Raw genomic sequence first — 25,364 nt, forward strand, 5'->3', positions numbered from 1 at the left:
CGGATCATGACAGCGATCCGACTCCGCGGGCCGGCCGATGTGCTCGCCTCCCTGCCGTACCAGCTGGGCTACCACCCCGAGGAGAGCGTGGTCGTGCTGGCCCTGAGCGAGGGGGTCGTGGGCCTCGTCGAGCGCCTGGACCTACCGCCGCCGAGCGCTGTCCTCGAGGCTGCAGGTTCCCTGGTCCTGCCGGTCCTACGGTCGGACTTCGACGCCGTGCTGCTGCTCGGCTTCGAGTCGGCCGACCGCAGCGCCAGGCCGGTGCTCGATGCGCTCGACAGCGCCCTTTCCGAGCAGGGTGTGTCGGTCGTGCACCGCTTGCTGGTGCGAGCCGACCGGTGGTCGAGCCTGGACTGCGGGAGCACCTGCTGTCCGCCCGGGTGGCAACCGTTGCCCGAGCCCGCCTCGACTCCTGCGGTCGCCGACTTCGTGCGTCTGGGCATGGTCCCGCGGGGCCGTCGTGCCGATCTGGCGGAGGCGGTGCGGGCGGACCCTGCGCTCAGCGAGGCCGTGGCCGCCGAGCTGCGCAGACCAGGGGCGCCCGCTCCGGGCAGCGCGTTCCTCGGCGCCGACCGGCGAGGAAGTGACCTCAGTGAGCTTGCACGCCGGTTGGCAGCGTTGTCCGTCTGGGCCGACGTGCTCGGCCTGGGGACGTCTCGCGGCGGCGACGAGGCCCCCCTCTCAGGCGACCGCTTGGCCAGATCGTCCGCGCGGGTGCGGATAGTTGGGCCGGCCGAGGTCGCCGAGCTCGTCCGCAGCCTGCGGGACGTGCACCTGCGCGACGGCCTGCTGGCGTGGCTCTGTCCGGGGTTCCTACCCCCCAGCGATCTGGACGAGGACCTCGTCGACGCGCTGGAGTCGACGCTCGGGCCCATTTCCGACGCCCCTGTGGCGCCCGCGCTGGGCGATGACGGTGCGGTGACGGGCAAAGCACTGCTGACGCGTCTCGAGGGGTTGGTGAGGGCGGTTCCGGACGGCGAGGCGGCACCTCTGTCGACGGTTCTCGCCTACGTGGCGTGGTATCACGGCCAGGGCACCCTGGCCCGAGTCGCACTCGACCGGGCGCTCGCGGACGCCCCGCACTACCGGCTCGCGGGGTTGGTCGAGCAGCTGGTGGACCTGGGCCTGCGCCCGAGCGCCCTGGGCATGGCTCCGCCGCCACGCCGACACCTGCGGGCCGTCCAGTTTCCGGACGCGGACCGATGACCACCTGGGCTCCTCGTATGATGCAGCCAGGTCATGAGTCCCAGCGCGGAGCCCCGGCTCGCTGGGCGGCAACCCTCCTCGCGGTGGGGTGCCCCGGGTGATGACCCGGCCGTGCTGAGCGCCGTGGACTCAGCCGGCAAGCGCGAAGTCCAGGAGTGCCGATGACGACCACCTCCCGCCCGCCGGCGACGACCCATGACCCGTCGCCGACCACTCATGCCTGGCGTGACGGTGACCCAGCCGGCTCACGCCAGTTCGTCCAGGTCGGCGCCGTCGAGCTCGAGCGCGGCGGCGTGCTGCCCGACGTCCGAGTCGCCTACGAGACCTGGGGCCGGCTCAATGCCCAGCGTGACAACGCGATCCTCGTCGAGCACGCGCTGACCGGCGACAGCCACGTCACGGGGCCCGCCGGTCCGGGCCACCGGACGCCGGGCTGGTGGGACGGGCTGGTCGGGCCTGGTCGACCGCTCGACACCGATCGCTTCTTCGTCGTCGCCGCCAACGTCCTGGGTGGCTGTCAGGGCACGACGGGTCCTGCCTCCTCGGCGCCGGACGGCTCGGCCTGGGGGAGCCGCTTCCCGTTCGTCACTGTGCGTGACCAGGTCCAGACCGAGGCGTTGCTCGCCGATGCGCTCGGGATCGAGCGTTGGCGGATGGTCCTCGGGGGGTCTATGGGTGGCATGCGAGCCCTCGAGTGGGCGGTGACCCATCCCGACCGGGTGCAGACGGCTCTGGTGCTGGCCAGCACGGCATACGCCACGGCGGAGCAGATCGCCTGGTGCCAGGCGCAGCTGCTCGCGATCCGCTCCGACCCGCACTTCCTCGGCGGGGACTACTACGAGGCCCCGCAGGGGCCCGAGGACGGGCTCGGGATCGCCCGGCGCATCGCCCACGTGACCTACCGCAGCGAGCTTGAGCTGCACACGCGGTTCGGGCGCGACGCCCAGGGCAGCGAGGACCCGCTCGGGGGCCGCGGGCGCTACGCGGTCGAGTCCTACCTCGACCACCACGCGGGCAAGCTCAGCGGTCGCTTCGACGCCAACTCCTACGTCGTGCTGACCGAAGCGATGAACTCCCATGACATCGGGCGCGGTCGGGGGGGCGTCGAGCGCGCGCTGGCCCGGGTCAGCGCCGAGCTCGTTGTCGTGGCCGTCGACTCCGACCGCCTCTACCCTCCGCGGCTCTCCGAGGAGATCGTGGCGAGCGCTCCGGCGGCGACGTTGCACACCGTTCGTTCCGAGTACGGCCATGACGGCTTCCTCATCGAGCTCGACCAGGTCGGAGCCCTCGTCGAGGCGGTGCTCGTGGCGCCTGCCTGACCACGGGATATCCGGTAGCGTCGGCCCCGTGCGGCTGCTGCCGCGCCGTCGACGAACAAGGAGGTTCCCCGTGGCGATCGTGGTGGGCTATGTCCCTACGCGGGAAGGACGTGCCGCGCTGCGCCGCGCTGCGGACGAGTCGCTGCTCCGTAAGTCCAAGCTCATCGTCATCAACTCCCAGCGTGGTGGCCGGGACTTCGACGGCGAGGAGGCGCATCGGTTCGAGGCCGAGCTGTCCCGGATCCAGGGTCAGCTCGACGAAGAGGGGCTGGAGCACGAGGTGCGTCAGCTCGTGCGGGGCAACGAGCCGGCCGAGGACCTGATCGCGGTCGCAGAGGAGGAGCACGCCGACTTCATCGTCATCGGGCTGCGTCGACGCACCCCCGTCGGCAAGCTCATCCTGGGCAGCAACGCCCAGCGCATTCTCCTGGACGCGTCGTGTCCCGTCCTCGCAGTGAAGGCCGAGGCCTGAGCTCGCCCTCCTGAGGAGCCCGAATCCGGCGCCGATGCGTGTTTCCGGAGCATCTCGTTTTACAATGTCTGTCGAGAGGTTCAGCAGGGTGCCCCGCCCGACTGGCCGAGTGAATACTTCCGCTCCCGCATGTGTTGTACAAGGCATCTCCGTGTGCCTGCGACGGCATGCGCCGTGCCGCGAGTCCGCGACGAAAGGTCATCCGTGTCGCCTGTGTCAAAGAAGGCTTCGAGCCCCGAGGGAGCAGCCTCCTCGCTGCCCCAGGAGTTCAGCCACCCCGCCCTGCAGACGCTGCTCAAGCAGGGCCGTACCAACGGCTCCGTCGACAGCACCCAGCTGCGGGCGGCGCTCGAGGGCGCTGAGGTTGCCCCCAAGCGGATGAAGGCCGTGCTGCGCTCGCTGGACGAGCAGGGGATCACGGTGACCCTCGACACCGCGACGGCAAGCCGGGCGGTCGCCGCCACCGCCACGCGCAAGACCACCACCGCCTCCGCCAAGAAGGCGGCCGCCAAGCCGGCGAGCAGCGCCACGAAGCCCTCCGCCAAGAAGGCCGCGACGACCAAGGCGGCGACGACGAAGGCGGCCGCGACCAAGTCCACCGCGACCAAGTCCACGCCCGTCAAGGCGGCGACCACCAAGTCCACGCCCGTCAAGGCCGCGACCACCAAGGCCGCGGCCGACGCGGCAGCGGGCGACGGCGCCCCTCGCAAGAAGCCGGCCGCCAAGGCCGGCGGCGCCACCACGACCGCGAAGACGTCGGGCGACGCCAGCGAAGCCGCAGGCACTGAGGCCGAAGAGGCGCTCGAGAACCTCGAGCCCGCGGACATCGTCGAGTCCGAGCTCGAGGACACCGAGGTCGAGACGGACAAGAAGTCCGACGACGAGGAGGACGAGGGCTCCGGCTTCGTCCTGCGCGACGATGACGAAGAGGACGCGCCCGTCCAGCAGGTCGTCACCGCCGGAGCCACCGCCGACCCGGTCAAGGACTACCTGAAGCAGATCGGCAAGGTGGCCCTGCTCAACGCCGAGCAGGAGGTCGAGCTCGCCAAGCGCATCGAGGCCGGCCTGTTCGCCGAGGAGCGCCTGAACTCCGGCGACAAGATCGACATGAAGCTCAAGCGCGAGCTGTGGTGGATCGCCCAGGACGGCAAGAAGGCCAAGAACCATCTGCTCGAGGCCAACCTGCGCCTCGTCGTCTCGCTGGCCAAGCGCTACACCGGTCGCGGGATGCTCTTCCTGGACCTGATCCAGGAGGGCAACCTCGGGCTCATCCGTGCGGTCGAGAAGTTCGACTACACCAAGGGCTACAAGTTCTCCACCTACGCGACATGGTGGATCCGCCAGGCCATCACCCGGGCCATGGCCGACCAGGCGCGCACGATCCGCATCCCTGTGCACATGGTCGAGGTCATCAACAAGCTGGCCCGTGTGCAGCGCCAGATGCTCCAGGACCTGGGTCGCGAGCCCACCCCCGAGGAGCTCGCCAAGGAGCTCGACATGACCCCTGAGAAGGTCGTCGAGGTGCAGAAGTACGGCCGTGAGCCGATCTCGCTGCACACCCCTCTGGGTGAGGACGGCGACAGCGAGTTCGGTGACCTCATCGAGGACTCCGAGGCTGTGGTGCCGGCCGACGCGGTGAGCTTCACGCTCCTGCAGGAGCAGCTGCACTCCGTGCTCGACACGCTCTCCGAGCGCGAGGCCGGCGTGGTCTCGATGCGCTTCGGGCTCACCGACGGCCAGCCTAAGACGCTCGACGAGATCGGCAAGGTCTACGGCGTGACGCGCGAGCGGATCCGCCAGATCGAGTCCAAGACCATGAGCAAGCTGCGGCACCCCTCGCGCAGCCAGGTGCTGCGCGACTACCTGGACTGAGTCCTACCGCGACATCCGGCCTTGACGCACGACAGGCGGGTTCGCGGCGATGTCGGAATCGTCGATGGCGCGCCGGCCTCCCGCCCGGGTGAGCGCGGAGCAGAGCCGAACTGCGCTGGGTCGAGCGGCGAGCTGTCAGCCGACCCAGCAGCGCGAACTGTCGGCTCAGCGGAGGCGCCGGTCACCCTGACCCTGGGCGACCGGTTGGTCCCCGGCCCCGACGCTGGGTGCGGTCGGCACCTTCGGCAAGAACGCGGACGCGCCCGGCTGGACCCGGTATGCCGTGCCGTTCACCTCCCCGGGCGGGACCGTGCAGGTGCGGGTGCACTTCCTCTCCGACTCACTGTGCTCGGGGTGCTCGGGGTGCTCGGGGTGCTCGGGGTGCTCGGGACTGCGGGGCCCGCTCTGCTCGTCGCCGACCGGGTGGGACGGCGTCCTCGTCGACGACGTGGTGGTGGGCAGGCCCGACTGAGCGGCCCTAGAGCCAGTCCTTGCGCTTGAAGAGCACGTACAGCACGGCGGAGAAGACGACGATGCTGGCTGTCGAGACGTCGAACCCGTAGTGGGTACCGAACCCCGGATAGGGCAGGTTCTGACCGTAGAAGCCGGTGATGGCCGTCGGGACGGCGATGATCGCCGCCCAGCTCGTGACCTTCTTGGTGATGATGTTGAGCCGGTTGCCCTGGATGGTCAGGTTGGTCTCCAGAATGCTGGTGACGAGGTCGCGCAGGCTCTCAGTCCACTCGGTGGCGCGCAGGACGTGGTCGTAGACGTCTTGGAAGTACGGCGCCATGGGGTCGTCGACGAGGTCGAGGTCCCGGCGCAGCAGCGTGTTGACCACCTCTCGCATCGGCAGGACGACTCGCCGCAGCATCACCAGGCTGCGACGTAGCTCGAACGAGCGGCGCTGCACGTCCGCCTGTCGGGCGGACGGGACGAAGAGCTGGTCCTCGAGCGCCTCGATCTGCTCGTCGAGGGCTTGGACGGCCTCGAAGTGGCCATCGACCACGTAGTCGAGCAGCCCGTGCACCAGGAAGGCCACGCCATGCTTGGCGAGGTCGGCGCTGGAGTCCCAGCGCTGCACGACCGCGTCGATGTCGAAGGAGTCGTCCTTGCGCACGGTCACCAGGGCCCGCCGGGTGAGGAAGGCTGCGACCTCGCTCGTGACCAGCTCGCCGGTGTCGCTGTCCAGGCGCACGGCATACGCGGACAGGAAGCTGTGGTCCGGGTAGCGGTCGAGCTTGGGGCGCTGATGGGGATGGACCGCGTCCTCGACCGCCAGGGCATGCAGCCCCAGCTCCTCGGCAACCAGCTCCAGCTCGTCGATGTCGGGAGCGCAGAGGTCGACCCAGACCACGGCACCGGGCTCCTCCAGGTGCTCGGACAGCCGGTGCACGTCGAACTCGTGATCGGTGAGGACCCCGTTGAGGTAGCAGCGGGTGTGAGCCATACCAGGACAGTAGTGGCCGCTGCGCTTAGGACCCCGCGATCCGCACCGCGCTCCAGGTCTGCCCACGGTCCGTGCTTCGCCACAGGCTCGGGGTCGGGCCGGCGGAGATGGCATAGAACGACGGCCCGCCCGGCGCGCCCACCCAGGCCCAGCCTCGGTCCGGCAGCGGCGGCGGCTGCGAGGGGCTCGTCCAGGTCCGGCCACCGTCGACGCTGCGCGCCATGGAGCCGTGCAGGTCCGGTGAGCCACCCGAGACCGCCAGCAGGCTCTGGGCGTCGGCCGCCGCGAACGCCGCGGACCCGGCGTTCACCAGCAGGAGCGCGTCGGAGCTCACCGGACGCCAGGTGGCACCGGCGTCGCTGCTGGACAGCACGGCATACCCGAAGTGGCCCATCGCGCCGCCGTTGGGGCAGACGGCGAAGAGCACGGTGCCGGCAGCCGGTCCCACGAGCTGGGTGCCGCCCAGTCCGTTGCCGCAGGTCGCGGCACCCACTGCGTGCAGCCCGTCGGTGCGCAGCTCGACGGGTGAGGGCGGGCTCTGCCCGGCTGTCGAGGCGACGGCGGGCGAGACGTAGGCGTGGCCCTGGTGCCACGTGATGGCTGCGCCGGTCACCCCTGAGCCGGCGATGACGCCGGCCGCATCCGTCGCCGACTGGGCGGAGATGGGCGCGCGGACGACGGTGACGGGGCCGCGGCAGGTGGACGTGTCGCACGTGCCGCCGGCGGTCAGGACGACGTCGCGACCGTCGGTCTCGAGAGCGAGGACGTCCCCGCCGGGGTGCGGGTACGCGTGCCAGGTGGCACCGCCGTCGGTGGTCTGGAGGATGGCCCCGCCGAAGACCCAGCCCACCGACGCGCTCGCGAACCGCACCTGGCTCACGATTCCCGCTCCGGCGACGGCGGCGGAGGAGCCGGATGGTTGCACCCCCGACGCCCCCGCGGTCGGGAAGGTGTGCAGGAGGGTCCAGTGCGCCCCGTCGTCGGTGGAGAGGGCGAGGGTGGCGCACGAGCCCGCCTGACAGGTTGCCCGTCCGAGGGCCACCAGGCGGCCGGCTCGGGCCGTGGTCACGGACAGGACCGTGAAGGAGGGCGGAACGGGAGCCGGGGGAGCCTGGGAGGCACTCGTCGAAGGTTCCGGCGAGGTGACCGACGGGCTTGGCGAGGTCGTATGCCGTGTGGCCGGCTGGGTCGCTGCGGGCAGGTGGGGAGCCCTGGTGGCCGAAGGGCGCTCGACCAGCGCTCCCGCACCGATGGCGAGGGCGAGCACGGCCGCGGCAGCACCGAGCAGGAGCCACGAGCGGCTTCGCGTGGTGCGACTGCCCTCCTCGACAATGCGCTCCCAGCGCAGGTCGTCGGCCGGGGCTACCGTCACTGCGGCGCGCTCGCGGGCGAAGAAGTCAGCGACGGGGTCGGACACGTTCATCGGCTCCTTCGGCGTCCTGGTGGTCATCGGACCCCCTCCAGCTGGGCCGCCAGGTGCTGGCGGGCGTCGAACAGGTCACGCTTGACCGCTCCCGCGGACTTGCCCGTGCGGGCGGCCACCGCGGCGATCGGAAGGTCGGCGTAGTAGTAGAGGAGGACCACCAGCCGCAGCCGGTCCGGCAGTCCGAGGACGACCTCACGCACGGTGATCGTGGTGGCGGCGTCGGTGCTCTCGTGGGAGATCGGCTCCCCTCTGTTTCCGGCGTCTCCGGTCCCTGCGGTCAGGCGTTCGTAGGCTCGGCTCTCGCGCCCGCGGCTGCGCCAGTGGTCGCGCACCAGGTTCGCGGCCACGGTGTAGAGCCACGCCCGGGGCTCATCGATCTGGTCGAAGTCTCGCACCAGCCTGACGAACGCCTCGGTGGCGAAGTCGTGAGCCAGCTCGGGGTCGCCCACGAGCCGTGCCGTCCACCCCGCGAGCCGGCCGTACTGCGCGTCGTAGAGCGCCCGGACGTCGGTCTCGACGTCGTGCTGGTCGCGTGCGCGCCGCATCGTCCCTCCCTCAAGACCGATGGCCAGTCCCGCTCGCTGAGTCACGCCAGTATGACGCCGCAGCTGGCCGGTTGGTTGGAGCCACAGGTGGTGCCGTCGTCGACCCAACCCCGGGGGTGCCTGCGCCGTCACAGGGGTGTCGGACCTCTGCAACGAAGGAGCGCGGTCATGGTGTCGTCACGACGGTCTCTGGTAGGGATGTTGGCCTGCGCGGCCGGGGCCGCGCTCGCCCTGTCCGGCGGTCCACTGCCGGGCGGAGCGGGGCCCACCGAGGTGGTGACTCTGAGTCCCAGCCAGGCCGTCAGCCTGGTCACTGTGGCCGTCAGCCCGGCCCAGGCGGCCCAGGCGGCCTTCTCGCGCATGACCGAGGCGCAGCGCGTCGGTCAGCTGTTCATGGTCGGCGGCCCCGCCACCGGGATCGGCTCGGCGACCGTCACGGCCGTCTCGAGGTATCACGTCGGCAACCTCATCCTCACGGGTCGCACCTACACGGGATCCTCGGCCGTGCGCGCCATCACCAGCGCGGCCGACGCGCTGACCACCGGCGCGGCCACGGCAGGTGTCCCGCTCTTCGTCGCCACCGACCAGGAGGGAGGCTATGTCCGGGTGCTCCAGGGGCCCGGATTCTCCTGGATGCCCACCGCCCTGACGCAGGGCACCTGGTCCGACTCGCTGCTCACGGCGCGCGCCGCCACCTGGGGCAGCGAGGTCCGTTGGTCGGGTGTCGACGTGAACCTGGCCCCCGTCCTGGACACGGTCTCCCAGAGCTTCGCGGCCAGCAACGCCCCCATCGGTCGCTACCAGCGGGAGTACGGGTACACGCCGACCGTCGTCGCGGACAAGGGCACGTCGTTCCTGCGGGGCATGCGGTCGACGGGGCTGGCAGTCACCGCCAAGCACTTCCCGGGCCTAGGGCGCGTCACGGGTAACACCGACGTCACCGCTCGCGTGACCGACACGGTCACGACGCGAACCTCGGCCGACCTGCTGCCGTTCCGGTCAGCCGTCGCGTCCGGGCTGGACCTGATGATGGTGTCGTCGGCGTACTACAGCCGCATCGACGCGAGCCGTCCCGCCGTGTTCTCGCCGACCGTCGTGACCACGATGATCCGTGGCGACCTGCGGTTCGCCGGCGTCGTGGTCAGTGACGACCTGGGCAATGCGGCTGCCGTCCAGGCCTGGTCGCCCGGTGCCCGGGCCGTGGACTTCATCGCGGCCGGCGGCGACCTCGTCCTCACCGTGAACCCCACCGTGGTGCCGGCGATGGTCGGGGCAGTCATCGCGCGGGTTGCGTGGGATGCCTCCTTCCGTGCCAAGGTCGACGCGGCAGCGCTGCGTGTGCTGACGCTCAAGGCGGCCCACGGCCTGCTGGCCCCGAGGCTCGCGACCGACGGCATCCTCGGGCCGCTGACCGTGTCGGCACTGCAGGGCTGGCTCGGCGTCCCACGCACCGGGCGGCTCGACACCACGACGGTCGTCCGTCTCCAAAGCCGTGTGGGGACCGTGCCGGACGGCGCGTGGGGCCCCGCCTCCATGGCAGCGCTGCAGTCCTACCTCGGCACCTACCGGGACGGCGCGCGGACGTGGAACACGCGGACGGTTGCGCTCCTCCAGCGGTATCTCAACACCCAGCTCTGACGCTCGACCCAGGCTGCGGGGTCTGAACCGCTCACCCGGCTGCCGAGGTCCAGAAAGGCTCACCCGTCGCCGCGGGCCTTCACCCACCACGGCGTCGTGTCGAAGGAGCCCTCCACCTCGGCCGCGTCCAGGCGCGCGTCCACGGCGGCGGCCTCGGCCGAGTCCGAGCGCACCCACTGGATGAGGACCGCGAAGACCATCGGCACACCGACGGCCTCGGCCACGGCGAGCAGGGCGCCACCGCTGTATCGCTCCACCGTCGTCATGACGACGATCCCCGGCACCGCGTCGAGCAACCCGTCGAAGAAGGCGAACAGCGTGCGGAGCCCGGGGCCACACCAGGGCGGCAACAGGTCCTCCGACAGCAGCGGCAGGTTCACCAGCACCCCACAGGACAGGGCCGCCAGGACCAGGAGGTCCCATGGGACCGGGCTGCGCCGCGCGGCGGCATACCACTCGCTGGTGAAGGCGATGGTCAGCACAGCCGCGCTCAGCGCGGAGGCGACCAGCGGGAACATCAGGGCCTGCGCGAAACGTCCCCGGAGCCCGGGCACGGGTCCCCGGCCCCGTTCCCACAACGCGACCGGGTCACCCAGCGCGAGGCCGAGGGGGACGACCGCCGCGACGAGACCGATGCCCAGTGCACCCCACCACGGCGTGGCCGCCCGGTATGCCGCGGGCGCGCCGAGCAGGGCCCATGCCAGGACGGCGACACCCGCGACCCAGCACAGCGCGCGCCACCACGGCCAGGTCGCGCGTCGCCGCCGAAGCAGCACGGCATACCCGCCGAGCAGGAGAGCTGGAAGGGCGACGCCGAACGCGGTGATCTCCACGGGGCCCATCCTCTCGCAGGGTCGGTCAGGCGCTCGCGACGTCCGCCAGCCAGCCGAGGATGGGAGGCAGCACTGCCGCGAACGTGTCCAGGGAGTGCCCGAGGTCCTGCAGCACGTACGGCTGCACGCCCGGGACGTTCTTCTCTCTGGCCAGGAACGCCAGGGACTGGGGCCGGGACTGGGGATCCTTCATCGAGGTCATCACGAGCAGGTGCAGGGTCAGCGGCGGCTGGTGCTCGATGAGCCAGGTGGGTGAGCTCTGCTGGGCCAGCTGTGGATCCTGCTGGAGCGCGTAGCTGAGATAGCCGGTGGAGCCGTCCGGCTCGGGCTTGTAGTAGCCCTCGACCGATGCGGCGGCGCCGAACCTTTCGGGGTCACGCAGATGGAGCAGTGCCGCGCAGTAGCCACCGGTCGACCAGCCCATGACGCTCCACTGTCGGGAGTCTCGGCTGACCCGCAACGTCGAGGTGGCCCACTGGGTGACGTCACGGTCGAGCCAGCTGAAGGCCTGGGGAGCTCCCGGCACGTCGGTGCACTCGGTGTCGAGCGGGAGCGCGACGTTGATCTCGGGGAAGATCGCGACGAACGGCTGGATCCGGCCGGCCTTGATCTCCTGGCTGGCGGTCCTGGCCAGGTTCAGGCTCTGGACGACCAGCGAGACCGGTCGGTAGGCGCCACCGAGCACCATCACGACGGGGAAGTGGGTCTTGCTGTAACGGCGGTCGCCGTACTGGGGAGGCAGCCACGCGACCACCTTCTGGGTGACGCCGGAGACCCGCCCCTTGACGGTGACCTCCTCGTAGCGCCCTGTCCCGGAGGCCGCCTCGGGCACCCGGAAGATGGGCCGGTGGGGGACCGCCTGGCCGTTGAGCCCCAGGCGCACGCCCTTGGCCACGACCGGCGGTGCGACCCCCGTGCCGAACAGGGAGGCCCAGTCGGGGTAGAAGCCGTAGTCGCGGTTCACGTCGACCGCGACCGCAGCCACGGCGCTGGCCTGTGCCACCAGCACCACGGCCACGGCCGCGGGCAGCACCCAGCGGGAGCGACGCAGGCCGCGGTTGCGATAGAGGATGACACCGACCGCCACCGGCCCGGCGACTGCAAGCAGGATGCAGAAGACGAGGAGTCGCAACGAGGTCAGTGGCACAACAGCCGCTCCAGAGTGACCGGCCCGAGGGCACGACGGTGGGTTCCTGCCCACAGTAGGTCACCGTCGCGGCTGCCACGAAAACCCCGGAAGCGGTTCCTCAGCCTCCTCACAGTCGAGGGGCCCGCGACCCCCTAGGACCTCGTCGACTGCACGTTCTCAGCCGACTCCTGCAGCTGCCCGCTCACGCCCTGGGTGGTCGACTGGCCCTCCTGGGCGAGGTGGTCCTTGGCCCCGGGCCGGGGTGTCGGCGACGGACCCGTCGGGGTCGTTGCTCACGGCTTGCCCTCATTTCCCTTGAGGTCAGCAATGCTCGCGTCCTGATGATCGGCGACCAAGCCCCTGCTGAGCCTGCCGCCGAGGGCGCCCAGCGCCGCTGCACCGGCCAGGAACAGACTCGGGCGCGGCCACGGTCCCTCCCGCATACCCGAGGCCCTGCGGCTCATACTGTGAAGCAGCAGAACGACTTTCGCGCTCGGCTTAGGCGCGGATCAGGGTGCCGACGAAGGTTTGGGCGCAGGGTGCGGGGGTAGCGACCACTGCGTGAGCACACATCTCGGCGCCCCTGAACTGGGTCCGTCCCTCTTGGTCCTGGTCCGTCACGGGGAGAGCGTCGGCAACGTCGCGGACCGCCGGGCCCGCGAGCAACAGGTGGGTCGGCTCGACCTCAAGACGCGTGACGCCGACGTCGAGCTCTCGCCCACCGGATGCGAACAGGCAGACGCGATCGGGCGGTATCTGGCCGAGCTGCCCGAGAGTGCCCGCCCCACCGTCATGCTGACCTCGCCCTACGCCCGCGCCGCCGGTACGGCAGCCCGCCTGCTGACGGCCAGCGGCCTGTCGATCCCCTGCCGGCCCGACGAGCGCCTGCGCGAGCGAGAGCTCGGGGTGTTCGACGGCCTCACCTCTGCGGGAGTGCGCGAGGAGTACCCCGAGGAGGCGGAGCGCCGCCAGCGCCTCGGCAAGTTCTACTACCGGCCGCCGGGGGGCGAGAGCTGGGCGGATGTCGTGCTGCGCGTGCGTGGCGTCCTCGCCGACGTGGGCGGTCAGCCGTCGAGCGAGCGGCTGTGGGTGGTCACCCACCAGGCCGTCATCACCTGCTTCCGGTACCTGCTCGAGGGGCTCAGCGAGGCGCAGATCCTCGACATCGACCGCAGTGTGCCGGTGCCCAACGGCTCGACGACGACGTACCGCCGAGGCCCGGCGGGGTTCCCTCAGCTGGTGGAGTATGCCGCGACGGCGGCAGTGGAGGCGGCCGGCGCCGAGCCGACGCGGGAGCCCGAACACGCAGGGCAGGGGAGTGAGGTGTGAGCGCCACCTCGAGACCGTCGGAGCTGCGAGCAGCGGAGGCGCAGGCCCTGGACCTCCGGGCGCTGGGTCGCTGGCCGTTGCCGGACGCCGGTGGCGGCAAGGAGGGTCGGGGGCAGGTCCTCGTGGTCGGGGGCAGCAGGCGCACCCCGGGCAGCGTGCTGCTGGCTGCCGAGGCGGCGTTGCGCTCGGGTGCCGGCAAGGTCCAGGTCGCCACGGTGGAGTCGGTGGCGGTGGCGGTGAGTGTCGCCCTCCCCGAGGCCCTCGTCTGCCCGTTGCCGGAGACGGCACAGGGGGAGATCGACAGGGGTGCGGCCGCGACCATCCTCGGCCTGGCAGAGGACTCGGAGGCGGTGCTCCTCGGCCCGGGCCTGACCGACCCCGAGTCCGCGCGCGTCCTGATGGAGCACGTTGTCCCGGATCTGCGGGGCCCCGTCGCCGTCCTGGATGCCCTGGCCATGGCCTACCTGACAGCCCACCGTGACGGGGTCGCGCACCTCGACGGCCGCGTCGTCCTGTCGCCGAACCTGGTCGAGCTCGCAACCACCCTGCAGGTCGACGAGGACACCGTGGCGGGGCAGCTCGCCCAGCGCTCCCAGGAGCTGGCCAGGACGGCCGGCGCCGTTGTGGTCACCGGCGGGGAGCAGACCGTGGTCTCCACTGTCCAGGGCGAGGTGTGGCTCCTCGACGACCCCCTGCCGGGACTGGGGTCGGCCGGCTCCGGGGACGTCAAGGCCGGGGTCATCGCGGGGCTGGCAGCCCGGGGGCTCGAACCCGAGGCCGCCTCAGTCTGGGGAGTGCACCTGCATCATGCGGCGGGCCGGCGCCTGGCACGGCAGGCACCTGTCGGGTTCCTCGCCCGCGAGCTGCTGCCCTGCCTGCCTGGCGTCATGCGCGACGCGCAGGCCGCTCTGACCACCGGGTGACGCAAGGGGCTCGGTCTCTCAGCCGGCGCGATCGGCCCACCAGGCCTGGAGGCGCTCCCACGGCATACGTGTCGCCGTGCTCACCCGGTCGCGCAGCTCACGCCACTCCGTCAGCCCGTCGGTCGGCCACAGGGTGGCCCGCCACCGGTCACGTCGCCGGCGGGCACCCGCGACGGCCTTGACCACCTGGGCGGTGTCGCGGCCGATGTCGGCGACCGTCGTGCCGGGGCGGGCGTACCGGGAGCGTTCGACGCCGTCGACGACGCGGCGCAGAGCCTGCGACTCCTCGCCTTCGAGGTAGGCCGCACGGCGGTAGTACTGGCCGGCCTGCCGCGGGGTGCTGCCCCGAGGTGGCACCACGCCGAGATCCCCGATCCGTTCGACCATGGCCTGCCACTCGACCTCCACCCGGCCGGCCTCGTCCTCGGCACGGCGCAGCCGCCTGCGCATCCGGCCGCGGCTCGCGAGTGGCACCGCGAGCGCACCGAGCAGGCCCATGGCCACGGAGACGAGCAACCAGCCGACCCGCCTGCCGAAGGGTTGGCTCAGCCAGCCCGCGACACCCGTCCGAGCCGGCGCGGCGGTGCTACTGGTCGCGCCGAGGTCGTACCGGTTGCGCGTGCCGCTCGGGCCGGTCGTGCTCGTCCCACCCGTCGCCGTCGCCGAGGGCTGGTTGAGGTCGCCCGGGAGCGCGGGGGGCAGCGAGTAGGCGGGCGCGACGGTCGCCTGCGTGCTGGACGGCGTTGGCTCGAACCGCAGCCAGCCGATCCCGTCGAAGTAGAGCTCGGGCCAGGCATGGGCGTCGGAGGCGCGCACCGTGTAGGTGCCCTGCGACAGCCGCCCCGGCAGGAAGCCGACCGCCATCCGGGCCGGGATGCCGCTCGCGCGCGCCATCATCACCATGGCCGTGGCGAACTGCACGCAGTAGCCCACCTTGGTGCGCAGGAACAGCGAGATCGGGTCGGGGTGCTCGACCCTGCCGGACCTGCCCTTGACCCCGTCGGGGAGCGTGAGGGAGTAGCTGAAGCCGCCATCGTTGCGCAGGTACCGCTGGATCGCCCGTGCTGCCTCGATGCGTGACGCGTTCGCGGGCACGACCGAGGCGACGAGTGAACGGACCAGCGAGGCGGACGCCGGGTCGACGGTGAGGTCGGCGCTGGAGCGCAGGCCCGGCTCCTCACGCGGCTTGACGAGCTCGTCCTCGGAAGGGCGCAGCGCGAGATACGTGAACGAGTAGGAGGCGGCGGACCGGTTGACGGTGACCACCGATGTGCCCCGGTCCAGGCCCCACCCGACCTGGCCCAGGTCACCGCTGACGACCGGCGTGGGCGCGGCGATCTGTGGCGCCTCGACGTGCGAGCTGTCCACCGTGATGCGATAGGTGTCGCGGGGGACGCTGGGGTCCAGCTCGCTGGGCGTGGGGACCGTGGTGCGCTGCGCGAACCGCACGTCGGGCTGCTCTGGCGACCAGGTGCCGTTCGCATAGGTGGACAGCACACCCACTCGCAGAGGCGTCGCGAGAGGCGCGTTGGTCGTGTAGGTCAGCACCGGCGCGGTCGAGGGGTTGGCCAGGCTTCTGGCCAGGTCCACGGTGGTCCGGATCCCGATCTGCCCGTTGCTGAACCCGGCCGCGTTGGTGCTGCGTCCCAGACCGTCGATGAGGTAGCGCGTGGGCAGGTGCGGGATGACCGTGGGCAGGGCGACCGCCGCCACCAGTCCGCCCACCGCCAGGGTGCGGCCCAGGGCGGCATACCCGAACGTGCCGTCGCCGTCGTCACCCGACGCGCGCCCCGCCGTGCTGAGTGGCACCGTCGTACTCCACCGGCGAAGCGTGGCGGTGCCCTGCCGCCCCAGCATGAGCAGCCACACCCCTCCGGCGGCGAGGAAGTACACCGGATGCAGCGACTCGCCACCGTTGGACGCCGAGATGAGGAAGGTGGTGAGCAGTGGAAGGCCGGCCAGCGCGGGGGAGCGCCGCATCACGGCCACGTGGTCCACCAGGATGGCCGTCAGGCCGATGGCCAGGCCGATGCCGAGGATGACCCCGCGGCTCGTCGGTGCGGGAGCGGCATAGTTCTGCACGGTCAGGCGGGCGTCGACGAGGAGGTTGTTGAAGGCCAGCACCATGTCGGGAGTCGGCAGTCCGCGCCACAGGTGGCCCTGCCCGTTCAGCCAGCCCGTGGTGAGGACGACGGCCACGACCTCGACGAGCCCGACCACCACCGCGCTGCCGGTGACAAGACGCGTCAGTATGCCGACCGCCACGACTGCGGCGATGACGACCAGGGTGGGGCGCACCCAGGTGGAGGGCGTGAACAGCGTGGTCAGCGGCCACGCCACGACAGCCGTCGCGGCGCCCGCCAGGAGCGACTCGGGAACCCGTGCGCGGCTCATGTCTGTGCCGTCATGTCAGGGCCGTCGCTCGGCTACCGCTGTGGGAGAGGGCTCCCCAGACCGTGGCCAGGTCGTCGTCCGCGCGCACCACCACGACGCCCCAGCCCGCCCCCCGCAGGACAGGCACGCAGGCGAGGTCCTCGCTGTGGGAGGGATGGCGACCGCGGGCCCCTGGGAAGCCACCGGGGTCCAGCACCATGGCCAGTGCCGTGCCGCCGGGCTGGCGAAGCGAGGCCACCCGGCGCGCGACCTCCTCGTCGAGCGAGGTGACCACGGCCAGCACGAGCCCGCCGAAAGAGGTCACCGGGTGCGCGGCATGCAGGACGTCCTCGAACTGGTCGTCGGATCCGGGTCCGGCCATCGCGAGGACGTCGAGCAGCGGGTCGAGCTCCATGGCAGCGGCGCACCGGTGGTCCTCCGCGGTCTCGTCGGTGACCAGGTGCACGGCATACCCCTGCTCGGCGAGGTGAGCAGCCACGGACGCACAGGCGGTGACCGCCCACTCGAACGAGCCGGAGCTGCCCGAGCCGTGGTGCCCGCGGGCCCGCGAGTCCAGGACGATCGCGGCGCGGCGGCGGGCGGGCCGGTCCTCCTGGCGGACCATCAGCTCGCCGGTCTTGGCCGTCGCTGGCCAGTGGATGCGGCGCAGGTCGTCACCGTCGCGGTAGGAGCGGATGGTGACGTCGTCCTCGCCGTGCAGGGCGACCATGTGCGGGATCGCCCCCTCGGCGCCGACTCCGCTGCCGGGAGGTCTGAGGCCACCCAGAGGCAGGATGCGGGGCAGCACGAGCACCTCGCTGAACCCGGAGATGGCGGCCACGCGCGTGGAGAGCCCGAAGGGGTCTCGCAGCCGCACGCCGAGAGGCCCCAGGCGGTGACGGCCCCGCAGGTGCGAGCGGACGACGTAGTGCACCTCCTGCCGGTCGCCACGGCGTAGGCGCGGCACGACGAAGCGCGGCCGGTCGCCCAGGGCGTAGTCCAGCTGCTCCTCGGCCATGAGCAGGGGACTGGCCGCCCCGCCGGCGTTCTCGATGGCGAGGGTCACGACGGACGGCTCGTCGACCTGGACGCGGGAGGGCACCGCGGTCCGCTCGAGGGCGAACCTCAGGTCGTGGCGACGCATCAGCGCTCCACTGAGCAGTGGCAGCACGACGAGCAGGACTCCGACCCGCGTCAGGTCGACGAACCCCAGGCCGACCCCGCAGAGCACCAACGTCACTCCCGCGGCGACGAACGCCCGTCCACGGGTGGTCAGCAGGTCGCGCAGCCTGCGCATCAGCGCCTCATCGACCGGCAGCAGGCACCGGAACTCGGCGCAGAAGGTCCTGCAGCACCTCGCCGGTGCTGCGCCGGGCCAGCTGCGTCTCACCCGTGGGGATGACCCGATGGGCCAGGACGGGCAGGACCATGGCCTGGACGTCGTCGGGCAGGACGTGGTCCCGTCCGTCCAGCGCGGCATGGGCCCGCGCCGCGCGAAGCAGGTGCAGGGTCGCCCGTGGTGAGGCGCCGAGCCGCAGCGCACTGCTCGTCCTGGTCGCCCCGGACAGGTCCACGACATACTGCTTGATGGCGTCGCTGGTGAACACCGAGCGCACGGCCTTGACCATCGCGGTGACGGTCGCGGCGTCAGTCACCGGTGAGAGGTTCACCAGCGGCGACACCTGTCCGTGGGTCTCCAGCATGGTCACCTCGGCTCGCGCCGAGGGGTAGCCCAGGGAGATCCGCGCCATGAACCGGTCGCGCTGGGCCTCGGGCAGCGGATAAGTGCCCTCCATCTCGATGGGGTTCTGGGTGGCCATGACGATGAACGGCCGGGGCAGGTCGTAGGTCTGGCCGTCGACGGTCACCTGGCCCTCCTCCATCGACTCCAGCAGGGCGGACTGGGTCTTGGGCGAGGCGCGGTTGATCTCGTCGCCGACGACGACGTTCGCGAAGATGGCGCCGGGCCGGAACTCGAAGTCGCGTACGTCCTGGTTGAACACACTGACGCCGGTGATGTCGCTCGGCAGCAGGTCAGGGGTGAACTGCACCCGGCGCACCGAGCAGTCGATGGAGCGCGCCAGCGTCTTGGCCAGCATGGTCTTGCCGACCCCGGGCACGTCCTCGAGGAGCAGGTGCCCCTCGGCGAGCAGCACGGTGATGGCCGTGTGGACCACGTCGGGCTTGCCCTCGATCACCGTGTTGATGGCGCGCGCCAGCCGGCCCGCCACCTCGGTGACGTCGGCGAGCGTCGCCGGCGAGCCGGCAGGCAGGGAGAGCAGCCGCTCGGACGCCGGAGGCCCAGCGGTGCCGCGCACTGGGTCGAGCTGGGTGCGGCCCGAGGTGTCCCCCGAGTCCTGAGTGTCGTCGCCGTGCCTGCCGTGCACCGGATGTCCTTCCGTCGTCCCCACCTGACCTGCGGCTTCGAGCGGAGCGCAGATGCTGCTCGAATCTTCCCCCACTTCGCACCACTGGACCAGAGGTATGCCGGTGACCGACCTCGTCGGGCGGCTGCGGGACAGGTAATGGTGCCGCCTGCGGTCGCGGGCTCCCGGGAGCGGACGTTTCGGGCTCTGGGCGCTCCCCATTTTCCACCACCGGACTGACCTGCGAAAACATCGCGATCCTCGCCAGATTTATGCGTGAACTGGTATCTAAGGGGGTGATGGTGGAGTAAAGTGGGGGAAACAAGAGGGCCGTGGGGTCCAGCGAGTCAGCAGGGGAGGAGGCACCGATGTTCCTCGGCACGCACACCCCGCGCCTGGACGACAAGGGCCGCCTGTTCCTGCCCGCCAAGTTCCGCGAGCGCATGGCCGACGGCCTGGTCGTCACCCGGGGGCAGGAGCGCTGCCTCTACGTCTTCCCGATGGACGAGTTCCTCAAGGTCACCCAGCAGATGCAGTCCGCGCCGACCACCAGCAAGGCCGTGCGCGACTTCACCCGCGTGTTCCTGTCCGGCGCGTCCGACGAGGTGCCCGACAAGCAGGGCCGGGTCACCATCCCCGCCACCCTGCGCGCCTATGCCGGCCTCACCCGCGAGTGCACGGTCATCGGCGCCGGCGCGCGCGTCGAGGTGTGGGACACCGACGCGTGGAACGCCTACCTCGAGTCCACCGAGCAGGGCTTCGCCGACCAGTCCGAGGAGGTCATCCCGGGCCTCCTCTGACCGACCAGCCAGCCTCCACCAGCCAGCCCCCACCAGCCAGCACCGACCAACCAGCCCTGTTCAGCACGACCCGACCAGCACCACCACAGCCCCTGCCGCCAGGTCTCCAGCCGCTTCGCATCCCGGGACGACTTCCCCCGCCCCGGGCCGCATCGCTTGGAGCGGATGGAGACCTGACCGCAGGAGCGGGCCCCACGCCAAAGCCAGCACCACCCAGTCAGAACCACTCCAGTCAGAACCCCGAGTCAGAAGTCACAGGAGAGCAGCGAATGAGCGCACGAGGGATGGCCGCCGAGCGGCACATTCCCGTGCTGCGCGACCGCATCGTCGAGCTGCTCGCCCCCGCGCTCGCGACTCCCGGCTCGGTCTATGTCGACGGCACCCTGGGCATGGGCGGCCACGCCGAGGCGATCCTCGAGCGTTGCCCGCAGGCGCGCGTCATCGGCGTCGACCGTGACACCGAGGCGTTGGCCCTGGCGGCCGAGCGCCTCGAGCCGTATGCCGGCCGCACCACCTTCGTGCACGCTGTCTACGACGAGATCCCCGCGGCGCTGTCCGAGCTCGGGATCGACCACCTGGACGCGGCCCTGTTTGACCTCGGCGTCTCGTCCCTGCAGCTGGACGAGACCGACCGCGGCTTCTCCTACAGCCAGGACGCTCCCCTGGACATGCGGATGGACCAGGAGAGCGGCCTGACCGCCGCAGACGTCCTCAACACCTACGAGGCGACCGACCTCGAGCGCGTGCTGCGCGAGTACGGGGAGGAGCGCTTCGCTCGCAAGATCGCCAACGCGGTGGTCCGCGAGCGCGAGTCCGCCCCCTTCACCACGTCCGCACGGCTCGTCGAGCTGCTCAAGAGGGCCGTGCCGGCCGCCTCCCAGAAGAGTGGGGGACACCCCGGCAAGCGGACGTTCCAGGCGCTGCGCATCGAGGTCAACGCCGAGCTCTCCGTGTGGGCCCGGGCCCTGCCGCGGGCCATCGACCTCCTGGCCGTGGGCGGCCGCGTTGCCGTCCTGTCCTACCACTCGCTCGAGGACCGCATCACCAAGCGGGTCCTGAGCGAGGGCTCCCGTAGCCGCGCGCCCGAGGGACTCCCGGTGGAGCTGCCGGAGCACGCGGCATACCTGCGGCTGTTGACCCGCGGCGCCGAAGAGGCGAGCCCGCAGGAGCAGGCCGCCAACCCCCGATCCGCCTCGGTGCGCCTGCGCGCTGCCGAGCGCACCCGACTCACCCCATCCACGAAGGGACCACACCGATGAGCCAGCAGACTGCGACGGCGAGGGTCGCATCTCGGGCCCCCCAGCGACGCCAGGCGGCGCCACCCCAGCCCTTGCGGGTGGTGCCCGCGGCGGTGGGGCAGCCGGGCAACGGGGTGTTCGCGGCCGTGTGCCTGATGCTGCTCGTCGCCGGCCTGGTGTCCCTCCTCATGCTCAACACGGCCATGGCGGAGGGGTCGTTCACCCTCGGCGGCCTCCAGAAGACCTCCGGCGAGCTCGCCGACACCCAGAACGCCCTGACGCAGTCGGTCGACGCCCAGCGCAGCCCGGCCAACCTGGCCGCTCGTGCCGCCAAGCTCGGTATGGTCCCCGCCGAGTCCGCAGCCTTCCTGCGGCTGTCCGACGGCAAGGTCCTCGGCGTGGCGTCGCCGGCCAAGGCGAACCCCGGCTTTACCGTGGTGACGGCCCCCCAGACCTCCGCCCACACGCCCGGCAAGCCGGCCCCCGCGACGCAGGCCCAAGGTCCGAAGGCCACGGTGACCACCAAGGGCGACGTCACCACGACGACGGTCGTGGTCGACAAGCCCGACGGCTCGGTGGTGACCACGGTGACCAGCGTCAACGCGAAGACCCAGGCCACCACCAGCACGACGACCACCACGAGCAGCACCACGACGGCCAAGGCGACCGCGCACGCCAGCCCCAGCACGACCCCCGCTAGCCCCGCTGCCACCCCGGCGCACTGACCGACCAGCTCCAGACACGAGGTACACGTGACGCAGACCCGAGGCCCGCGCCCCGGAGACGGCCGACCTCGTGACACCGGCGCGCCCACCCGGACCTCGTCGGGGGGCCGTGCGCCGCGTGCCGAGCAGACCCGCTCCGAGCAGACCCGCTCCGAGCAGACCCGCACCGATCGCACCCGCACCGAGTCCTCCTCCAAGGCGCGGGCCGGTCAGCCGCCGCACCCCGCCAGGCCGCGTGGCTCAGGCTCGGGCTCGGGTGCCCAGGGCTCCCGCGGTCCGGGCGGCCCCGGTGGTCCGCGCGGACCCCTCGGTCGCCCGGTCCGCCTCGACGCCGGCAACCCCCGCCGCCGGATGCGCACCATGACCGTGGTCGTGCTCTTCATCTTCAGCATCTTCGCCGCGCAGCTCCTGCGCATCCAGGGCTTCGACGCGGCCGCGGTGTCGGCAGACGCCCAGTCGCTGCGGACCGCGACCGTGGCCCTGCCCGCTCTGCGTGGCTCGATCCTCGACCGCAAGGGCACCGTGCTGGCGGCGAGCATCGAGCGCCGCACCGTGACGGTGGACCAGACGGCCGTGCCCTCCTATGTCGCCAAGGTCAACGGCGTGCGGGCCAAGGTCGGCGTCGCGGGCGCCGCCAAGGCGCTCTCGCCGCTGCTGGGTGTGCCGGTGGACCAGCTGACCACCGAGCTGACCGGCACGTCGCGCTACCGCGTCCTCCAGAAGAACGTCACGCCTCTGACCTGGCGCAAGATCAACGAGCTCGGCATCAACGGCATCTACTCCGAGATCACCTCCGAACGCACCTATCCCACCTCGACCGCGGCGGCGTCGCTCGTCGGCTTCCTGCAGGCCGACGGCACACCCGGTGGCGGCCTGGAGGTGTTGATGGACAAGACGTTGCGCGGCCGTTCGGGCAAGACGGTCTACGAACAGTCCGAGAGCGGCCAGCCGATCCCCAACGCGCGGCAGGAGACGACCAACCCGGTCCCGGGGCGCGACGTCAAGCTCACGCTCGACTCCGACCTGCAGTGGTACGCCCAGAACGCCGTGGCCCGCAAGGTCATCGAGACGGGCGCGCTCTCGGGCACCGTGGTCGTCGAGAGCGTCAAGACCGGCCAGCTGCTCGCGGTCGCCTCGTACCCGACCTTCGACCCCAACCGGCCGGGCCCGTCCAGCGACAACTGGACCAACAAGGCGTTCAGCGACGTCTACGAGCCCGGGTCGACCGGCAAGGTCATGACCGCCGCGGCCGCGATCCAGGAGGGCGTGGTCAAGCCCTCCACGATCATCGAGGTGCCCAACCACATCTACCGCGCGAACAACACCCAGTTCAAGGACGCCGAAAACCACCCCACCGAGTACCTCACGTTCGCCGGCGTTCTGGCTCAGTCGAGCAACATCGGGGCCATCCTCGCCGGCGAGCAGGTGCCCGCCGCCACGATGTACAGCTACTTCCAGAAGTTCGGCCTGGGCCAGACCTCGGGCATGGGGTTCCCGGGCGAGGCATCGGGTCTGCTGGCGAACGTCAAGGACTGGAACGGCTCGCAGCGCTACACGATGCTGTTCGGCCAGGGTCTGTCGGTGAACGCCCTGCAGGCCGCGGGCGTGTTCCAGACCATCGCCAACAACGGGGTCCGCATCCCGCCACGCATCGTCGCGGCGACCGGCGACGGCCAGGGCGGCTTCACGCCGGCGCCGGCCCCGGCGCCGGTGACGGTCGTCTCACCCGACACCGCCAAGCAGGTCCGCGACATGCTCGAGGGTGTCGTCAGCAAGGACGGCACCGCTCCCCAGGCGAAGATTCCCGGCTATCGCGTCGCGGGCAAGACGGGCACGGCTAACCGCTACGACGCCAAAGTGGGCCACTACTCCGGTTACACCGCCAGCTTCATCGGCTTCGCTCCCGCCGACGACCCCCAGATCGTCGTGGCGGTGACACTGCAGCGGCCCGTCAAGGGCTACTTCGGTGGCACGGTGGCAGCCCCGGTCTTCCACGACGTGATGACCTACGCCCTCCAGGAGCTGCAGATCCCGCCGACCGGCACGGCATCCCCGGTCGCTGTCCTGAAGGCGGCGACGACGCCGTCGCCCACTGACCCCAGCGTCGTGCGCGACCACCTGTCGGCTGCGGCCCGCCTGCGGCACGGACGGTAGTCTCGCGTCTCGTGCCTTCCCCCCGCCCGACCGGATCCCGCGTCACCACCCTCAGTGCAGTGGCAGCCCTCGCCGACGGTGTGCTCGACGGTGACGACGTGACCGTGAGCGGGGTCAGCCTCAGCTCCCAGGACATCGTGGCCGGCGATCTCTACGCGGCCCTCCCGGGCGCGAACGCCCACGGAGGCTCGTATGCCGCGGCGGCGAGGCAGGCAGGTGCCGTTGCCGTGCTCACGGACGACGCCGGTGCATCCTTGGTCCGCGAGACCTGGCCCGAGGCACCCCTGGTAAGGGTGCCCGCACCCCGCGCCGTGGTCGGCCGGGTCGCGTCGCTGGTCTACGGCACGGAGCGCCTTCCCCTGCGCCTCTTCGGCGTCACCGGCACGAACGGCAAGACCACGACGGCATACCTCGTGAACTCGGCACTCGTGGCCCTGGGCCACACCACGGGGCTCATCGGCACGGTCGAGACCCGGATCGGGGACGAGCGCATCAAGAGCATGCGCACCACGCCCGAGGCCACCGTCCTGCACGCCCTGCTCGCCGTGATGGCCGAGCGCGGCGTCGACTCCTGCGTCATGGAGGTCTCCAGCCACGCGCTGAGCCAGCACCGGGTCGACGGGGTCGTCTACGACGTCGCGCTGTTCACCAACCTGTCCCAGGACCACCTGGACTTCCATCCCACGATGCGCGACTACTTCGAGGCGAAGGCCTCGCTGTTCACGCCGGAACGTTCGCGGCTCGGCATCGTCTGCGTCGACGACGAGTGGGGGCGCGAGCTGGCCCAGACGGCGTCCGTGCCGGTGACGACCGTGACCTCGGTGCCTGACGTCGCCGCCGACTGGCGGCTCGAGCCCGGCGCCAGCCCTGCGGACCTCACACTGACCGACGGCGCCACCAGCCTGCACCTGCGCTCGGCCCTGCCCGGCGACTTCAACAGGGTGAACACCGCGATGGCGGCACTCGCTCTGATGGCTGCTGGACTGTCGCCCCGCGACGTCGAGCACGCCCTGTGGCAGGACCCGCACGTCCCGGGTCGGATGCAGCGGGTCGCGGTGGACGTGCCCGAGGACGCAACCGAGGCCGTCCTGCCGGACGTGGTGGTGGACTACGCGCACACCCCGGATGCCGTGGCCGCGGCACTGCGCGCGCTGCGGCCCACGACCCAGGGCAGCCTGGTGGTCGTCCTCGGTGCCGGTGGCGACCGCGATCGGGGCAAGCGGGCGGCGATGGGGCGGGCCGCCGCCGACCATGCCGACCTCGTCTTCGTCACCGACGACAACCCGCGCTCCGAGGACCCGGCCGTGATCCGGGCGGCCGTCATGGCCGGAGCCTCCGATGCCGCCACGGACGCGGTCCTGCACGACGTGGCCGGACGCCAGGCCGCGATCGAGGCTGCCGTGGATGCGGCCTTCCGCGCAGGCCCCGGCAGTGTGGTCGCGATCGTCGGCAAGGGACACGAGACGGGCCAGGAGATCGGCGGCACAGTGCACCCGTTCGACGACGTGGACGAAGCACGAAACGCCTTGCGCTCGTTGGTCCGGCGGACGGGGGAGCGCGCGTGAT

The 25,364-nt window shown here is 71.6% G+C and carries 20 protein-coding genes and 1 riboswitch; of the genes, 12 read left to right on the forward strand and 8 right to left on the reverse strand.

Annotation, left to right across the window (positions count from 1 at the left end; translation table 11 throughout):
- The first annotated feature begins 6 nt into the window (after positions 1-6).
- The 4 genes from VGN50_RS04620 to VGN50_RS04635 all read left to right on the forward strand — a co-directional run bounded on the left by VGN50_RS04620 (position 7) and on the right by VGN50_RS04635 (position 4,869).
- On the forward strand, positions 7-1,206 hold the full coding sequence (locus VGN50_RS04620) for a DUF4192 domain-containing protein (protein WP_327443497.1): 1,200 nt from the start codon (positions 7-9) through the stop codon (positions 1,204-1,206).
- 29 nt (positions 1,207-1,235) lie between these two features.
- A riboswitch (SAM riboswitch) is annotated at positions 1,236-1,355 on the forward strand.
- Positions 1,356-1,367: 12 nt separating this feature from the next.
- Positions 1,368-2,525 (forward strand): homoserine O-acetyltransferase MetX, encoded by a 1,158-nt coding sequence (gene metX / locus VGN50_RS04625; RefSeq protein WP_327443498.1) that lies wholly within the window; start codon positions 1,368-1,370, stop codon positions 2,523-2,525.
- Positions 2,526-2,595: 70 nt separating this feature from the next.
- On the forward strand, positions 2,596-2,997 hold the full coding sequence (locus VGN50_RS04630; protein ID WP_327443499.1) for a universal stress protein: 402 nt from the start codon (positions 2,596-2,598) through the stop codon (positions 2,995-2,997).
- A 213-nt stretch (positions 2,998-3,210) separates the two neighbouring features.
- Positions 3,211-4,869, forward strand: a complete 1,659-nt coding sequence (locus VGN50_RS04635; RefSeq protein ID WP_327443534.1) for an RNA polymerase sigma factor — start codon at positions 3,211-3,213, stop codon at positions 4,867-4,869.
- Between the two features lie 478 nt (positions 4,870-5,347).
- Here VGN50_RS04635 and VGN50_RS04640 read toward each other — a convergent pair whose 3' ends face one another.
- From VGN50_RS04640 to VGN50_RS04650, 3 genes are read right to left on the reverse strand one after another with little or no spacing between them, the layout of a single operon-like run.
- Positions 5,348-6,319 carry a magnesium transporter CorA family protein gene (locus tag VGN50_RS04640; protein ID WP_327443501.1) on the reverse strand — a complete coding sequence of 324 codons (972 nt, stop codon included), beginning with the start codon at positions 6,317-6,319 and terminating at the stop codon, positions 5,348-5,350.
- 25 nt (positions 6,320-6,344) lie between these two features.
- Positions 6,345-7,769 carry a sialidase family protein gene (locus VGN50_RS04645; protein WP_327443502.1) on the reverse strand — a complete coding sequence of 475 codons (1,425 nt, stop codon included), beginning with the start codon at positions 7,767-7,769 and terminating at the stop codon, positions 6,345-6,347.
- Entirely contained in the window at positions 7,766-8,290 is a 525-nt protein-coding gene (locus VGN50_RS04650; RefSeq protein ID WP_327443503.1) for an RNA polymerase sigma factor, read from the reverse strand. The genes VGN50_RS04645 and VGN50_RS04650 overlap by 4 nt, the downstream gene beginning before the upstream one ends.
- Positions 8,291-8,458: 168 nt before the next feature.
- On the opposite strand from VGN50_RS04650, the gene VGN50_RS04655 reads away from it, so the two are divergent.
- Positions 8,459-9,928, forward strand: a complete 1,470-nt coding sequence (locus VGN50_RS04655) for a glycoside hydrolase family 3 N-terminal domain-containing protein (RefSeq protein WP_327443504.1) — start codon at positions 8,459-8,461, stop codon at positions 9,926-9,928.
- A gap of 59 nt (positions 9,929-9,987) precedes the next feature.
- On the opposite strand, the gene VGN50_RS04660 is transcribed toward VGN50_RS04655, so the two are convergent.
- Together VGN50_RS04660 and VGN50_RS04665 are read right to left on the reverse strand one after the other, a co-directional pair.
- Complete coding sequence (locus VGN50_RS04660) at positions 9,988-10,761, reverse strand: cytochrome c oxidase assembly protein (RefSeq protein WP_327443505.1); 774 nt, start codon at positions 10,759-10,761, stop codon at positions 9,988-9,990.
- 25 nt (positions 10,762-10,786) lie between these two features.
- Positions 10,787-11,908, reverse strand: coding sequence for an alpha/beta hydrolase (locus VGN50_RS04665; RefSeq protein WP_327443506.1), 1,122 nt, complete (start codon positions 11,906-11,908; stop codon positions 10,787-10,789).
- A 543-nt stretch (positions 11,909-12,451) separates the two neighbouring features.
- Here VGN50_RS04665 and VGN50_RS04670 point away from each other — a divergent pair.
- Entirely contained in the window at positions 12,452-13,219 is a 768-nt protein-coding gene (locus tag VGN50_RS04670) for a histidine phosphatase family protein (protein ID WP_327443507.1), read from the forward strand.
- Positions 13,216-14,142 carry an NAD(P)H-hydrate dehydratase gene (locus VGN50_RS04675; RefSeq protein ID WP_327443508.1) on the forward strand — a complete coding sequence of 309 codons (927 nt, stop codon included), beginning with the start codon at positions 13,216-13,218 and terminating at the stop codon, positions 14,140-14,142. Before VGN50_RS04670 ends, VGN50_RS04675 begins: the two co-directional genes overlap by 4 nt.
- 18 nt (positions 14,143-14,160) lie before the next feature.
- On the opposite strand, the gene VGN50_RS04680 is transcribed toward VGN50_RS04675, so the two are convergent.
- Genes VGN50_RS04680 through VGN50_RS04690 form a run of 3 tightly spaced genes read right to left on the reverse strand, consistent with a single transcriptional unit; the run spans position 14,161 to position 18,797 of the window.
- On the reverse strand, positions 14,161-16,536 hold the full coding sequence (locus VGN50_RS04680; RefSeq protein ID WP_327443509.1) for a DUF3488 and transglutaminase-like domain-containing protein: 2,376 nt from the start codon (positions 16,534-16,536) through the stop codon (positions 14,161-14,163).
- 10 nt (positions 16,537-16,546) lie between these two features.
- Entirely contained in the window at positions 16,547-17,812 is a 1,266-nt protein-coding gene (locus VGN50_RS04685; RefSeq protein ID WP_327443510.1) for a DUF58 domain-containing protein, read from the reverse strand.
- 7 nt (positions 17,813-17,819) lie between these two features.
- Positions 17,820-18,797 carry an AAA family ATPase gene (locus VGN50_RS04690; protein ID WP_414694559.1) on the reverse strand — a complete coding sequence of 326 codons (978 nt, stop codon included), beginning with the start codon at positions 18,795-18,797 and terminating at the stop codon, positions 17,820-17,822.
- A 452-nt stretch (positions 18,798-19,249) separates the two neighbouring features.
- Here VGN50_RS04690 and mraZ point away from each other — a divergent pair, with 452 nt between their 5' ends.
- The 5 genes from mraZ (at position 19,250) to VGN50_RS04715 (ending at position 25,363) form a co-directional block, all read left to right on the forward strand.
- Positions 19,250-19,681, forward strand: a complete 432-nt coding sequence (gene mraZ, locus VGN50_RS04695; RefSeq protein ID WP_327443511.1) for a division/cell wall cluster transcriptional repressor MraZ — start codon at positions 19,250-19,252, stop codon at positions 19,679-19,681.
- 269 nt (positions 19,682-19,950) lie between these two features.
- A complete protein-coding gene (gene rsmH / locus VGN50_RS04700; protein ID WP_327443513.1) occupies positions 19,951-20,940 on the forward strand; it encodes a 16S rRNA (cytosine(1402)-N(4))-methyltransferase RsmH in 990 nt (329 codons plus the stop codon).
- Positions 20,937-21,644 carry a hypothetical protein gene (locus tag VGN50_RS04705; RefSeq protein ID WP_327443514.1) on the forward strand — a complete coding sequence of 236 codons (708 nt, stop codon included), beginning with the start codon at positions 20,937-20,939 and terminating at the stop codon, positions 21,642-21,644. The genes rsmH and VGN50_RS04705 overlap by 4 nt, the downstream gene beginning before the upstream one ends.
- Before the next feature lie 27 nt (positions 21,645-21,671).
- On the forward strand, positions 21,672-23,798 hold the full coding sequence (locus tag VGN50_RS04710) for a penicillin-binding protein 2 (protein WP_327443516.1): 2,127 nt from the start codon (positions 21,672-21,674) through the stop codon (positions 23,796-23,798).
- 11 nt (positions 23,799-23,809) lie between these two features.
- On the forward strand, positions 23,810-25,363 hold the full coding sequence (locus VGN50_RS04715; protein WP_327443517.1) for a UDP-N-acetylmuramoyl-L-alanyl-D-glutamate--2,6-diaminopimelate ligase: 1,554 nt from the start codon (positions 23,810-23,812) through the stop codon (positions 25,361-25,363).
- The last annotated feature ends 1 nt before the right edge of the window (position 25,364 follow it).

This window comes from Pedococcus sp. (assembly GCF_036000045.1).
In the GTDB taxonomy this organism is placed as follows: Bacteria; Actinomycetota; Actinomycetes; order Actinomycetales; family Dermatophilaceae; genus Pedococcus.

Bases quoted from the DNA above. Each gene is read 5' to 3' on its own strand.
- VGN50_RS04645 (WP_327443502.1), bottom strand. From the start codon at position 7,769: ATGACCACCAGGACGCCGAAGGAGCCGATGAACGTGTCCGACCCCGTC.
- VGN50_RS04620 (WP_327443497.1), top strand. From the start codon at position 7: ATGACAGCGATCCGACTCCGCGGGCCGGCCGATGTGCTCGCCTCCCTG.
- VGN50_RS04650 (WP_327443503.1), bottom strand. From the start codon at position 8,290: ATGCGGCGCGCACGCGACCAGCACGACGTCGAGACCGACGTCCGGGCG.
- rsmH (WP_327443513.1), top strand. From the start codon at position 19,951: ATGAGCGCACGAGGGATGGCCGCCGAGCGGCACATTCCCGTGCTGCGC.
- VGN50_RS04705 (WP_327443514.1), top strand. From the start codon at position 20,937: ATGAGCCAGCAGACTGCGACGGCGAGGGTCGCATCTCGGGCCCCCCAG.
- mraZ (WP_327443511.1), top strand. From the start codon at position 19,250: ATGTTCCTCGGCACGCACACCCCGCGCCTGGACGACAAGGGCCGCCTG.
- VGN50_RS04655 (WP_327443504.1), top strand. From the start codon at position 8,459: ATGGTGTCGTCACGACGGTCTCTGGTAGGGATGTTGGCCTGCGCGGCC.
- VGN50_RS04685 (WP_327443510.1), bottom strand. From the start codon at position 17,812: ATGCGCAGGCTGCGCGACCTGCTGACCACCCGTGGACGGGCGTTCGTC.
- VGN50_RS04640 (WP_327443501.1), bottom strand. From the start codon at position 6,319: ATGGCTCACACCCGCTGCTACCTCAACGGGGTCCTCACCGATCACGAG.
- VGN50_RS04680 (WP_327443509.1), bottom strand. From the start codon at position 16,536: ATGAGCCGCGCACGGGTTCCCGAGTCGCTCCTGGCGGGCGCCGCGACG.
- metX (WP_327443498.1), top strand. From the start codon at position 1,368: ATGACGACCACCTCCCGCCCGCCGGCGACGACCCATGACCCGTCGCCG.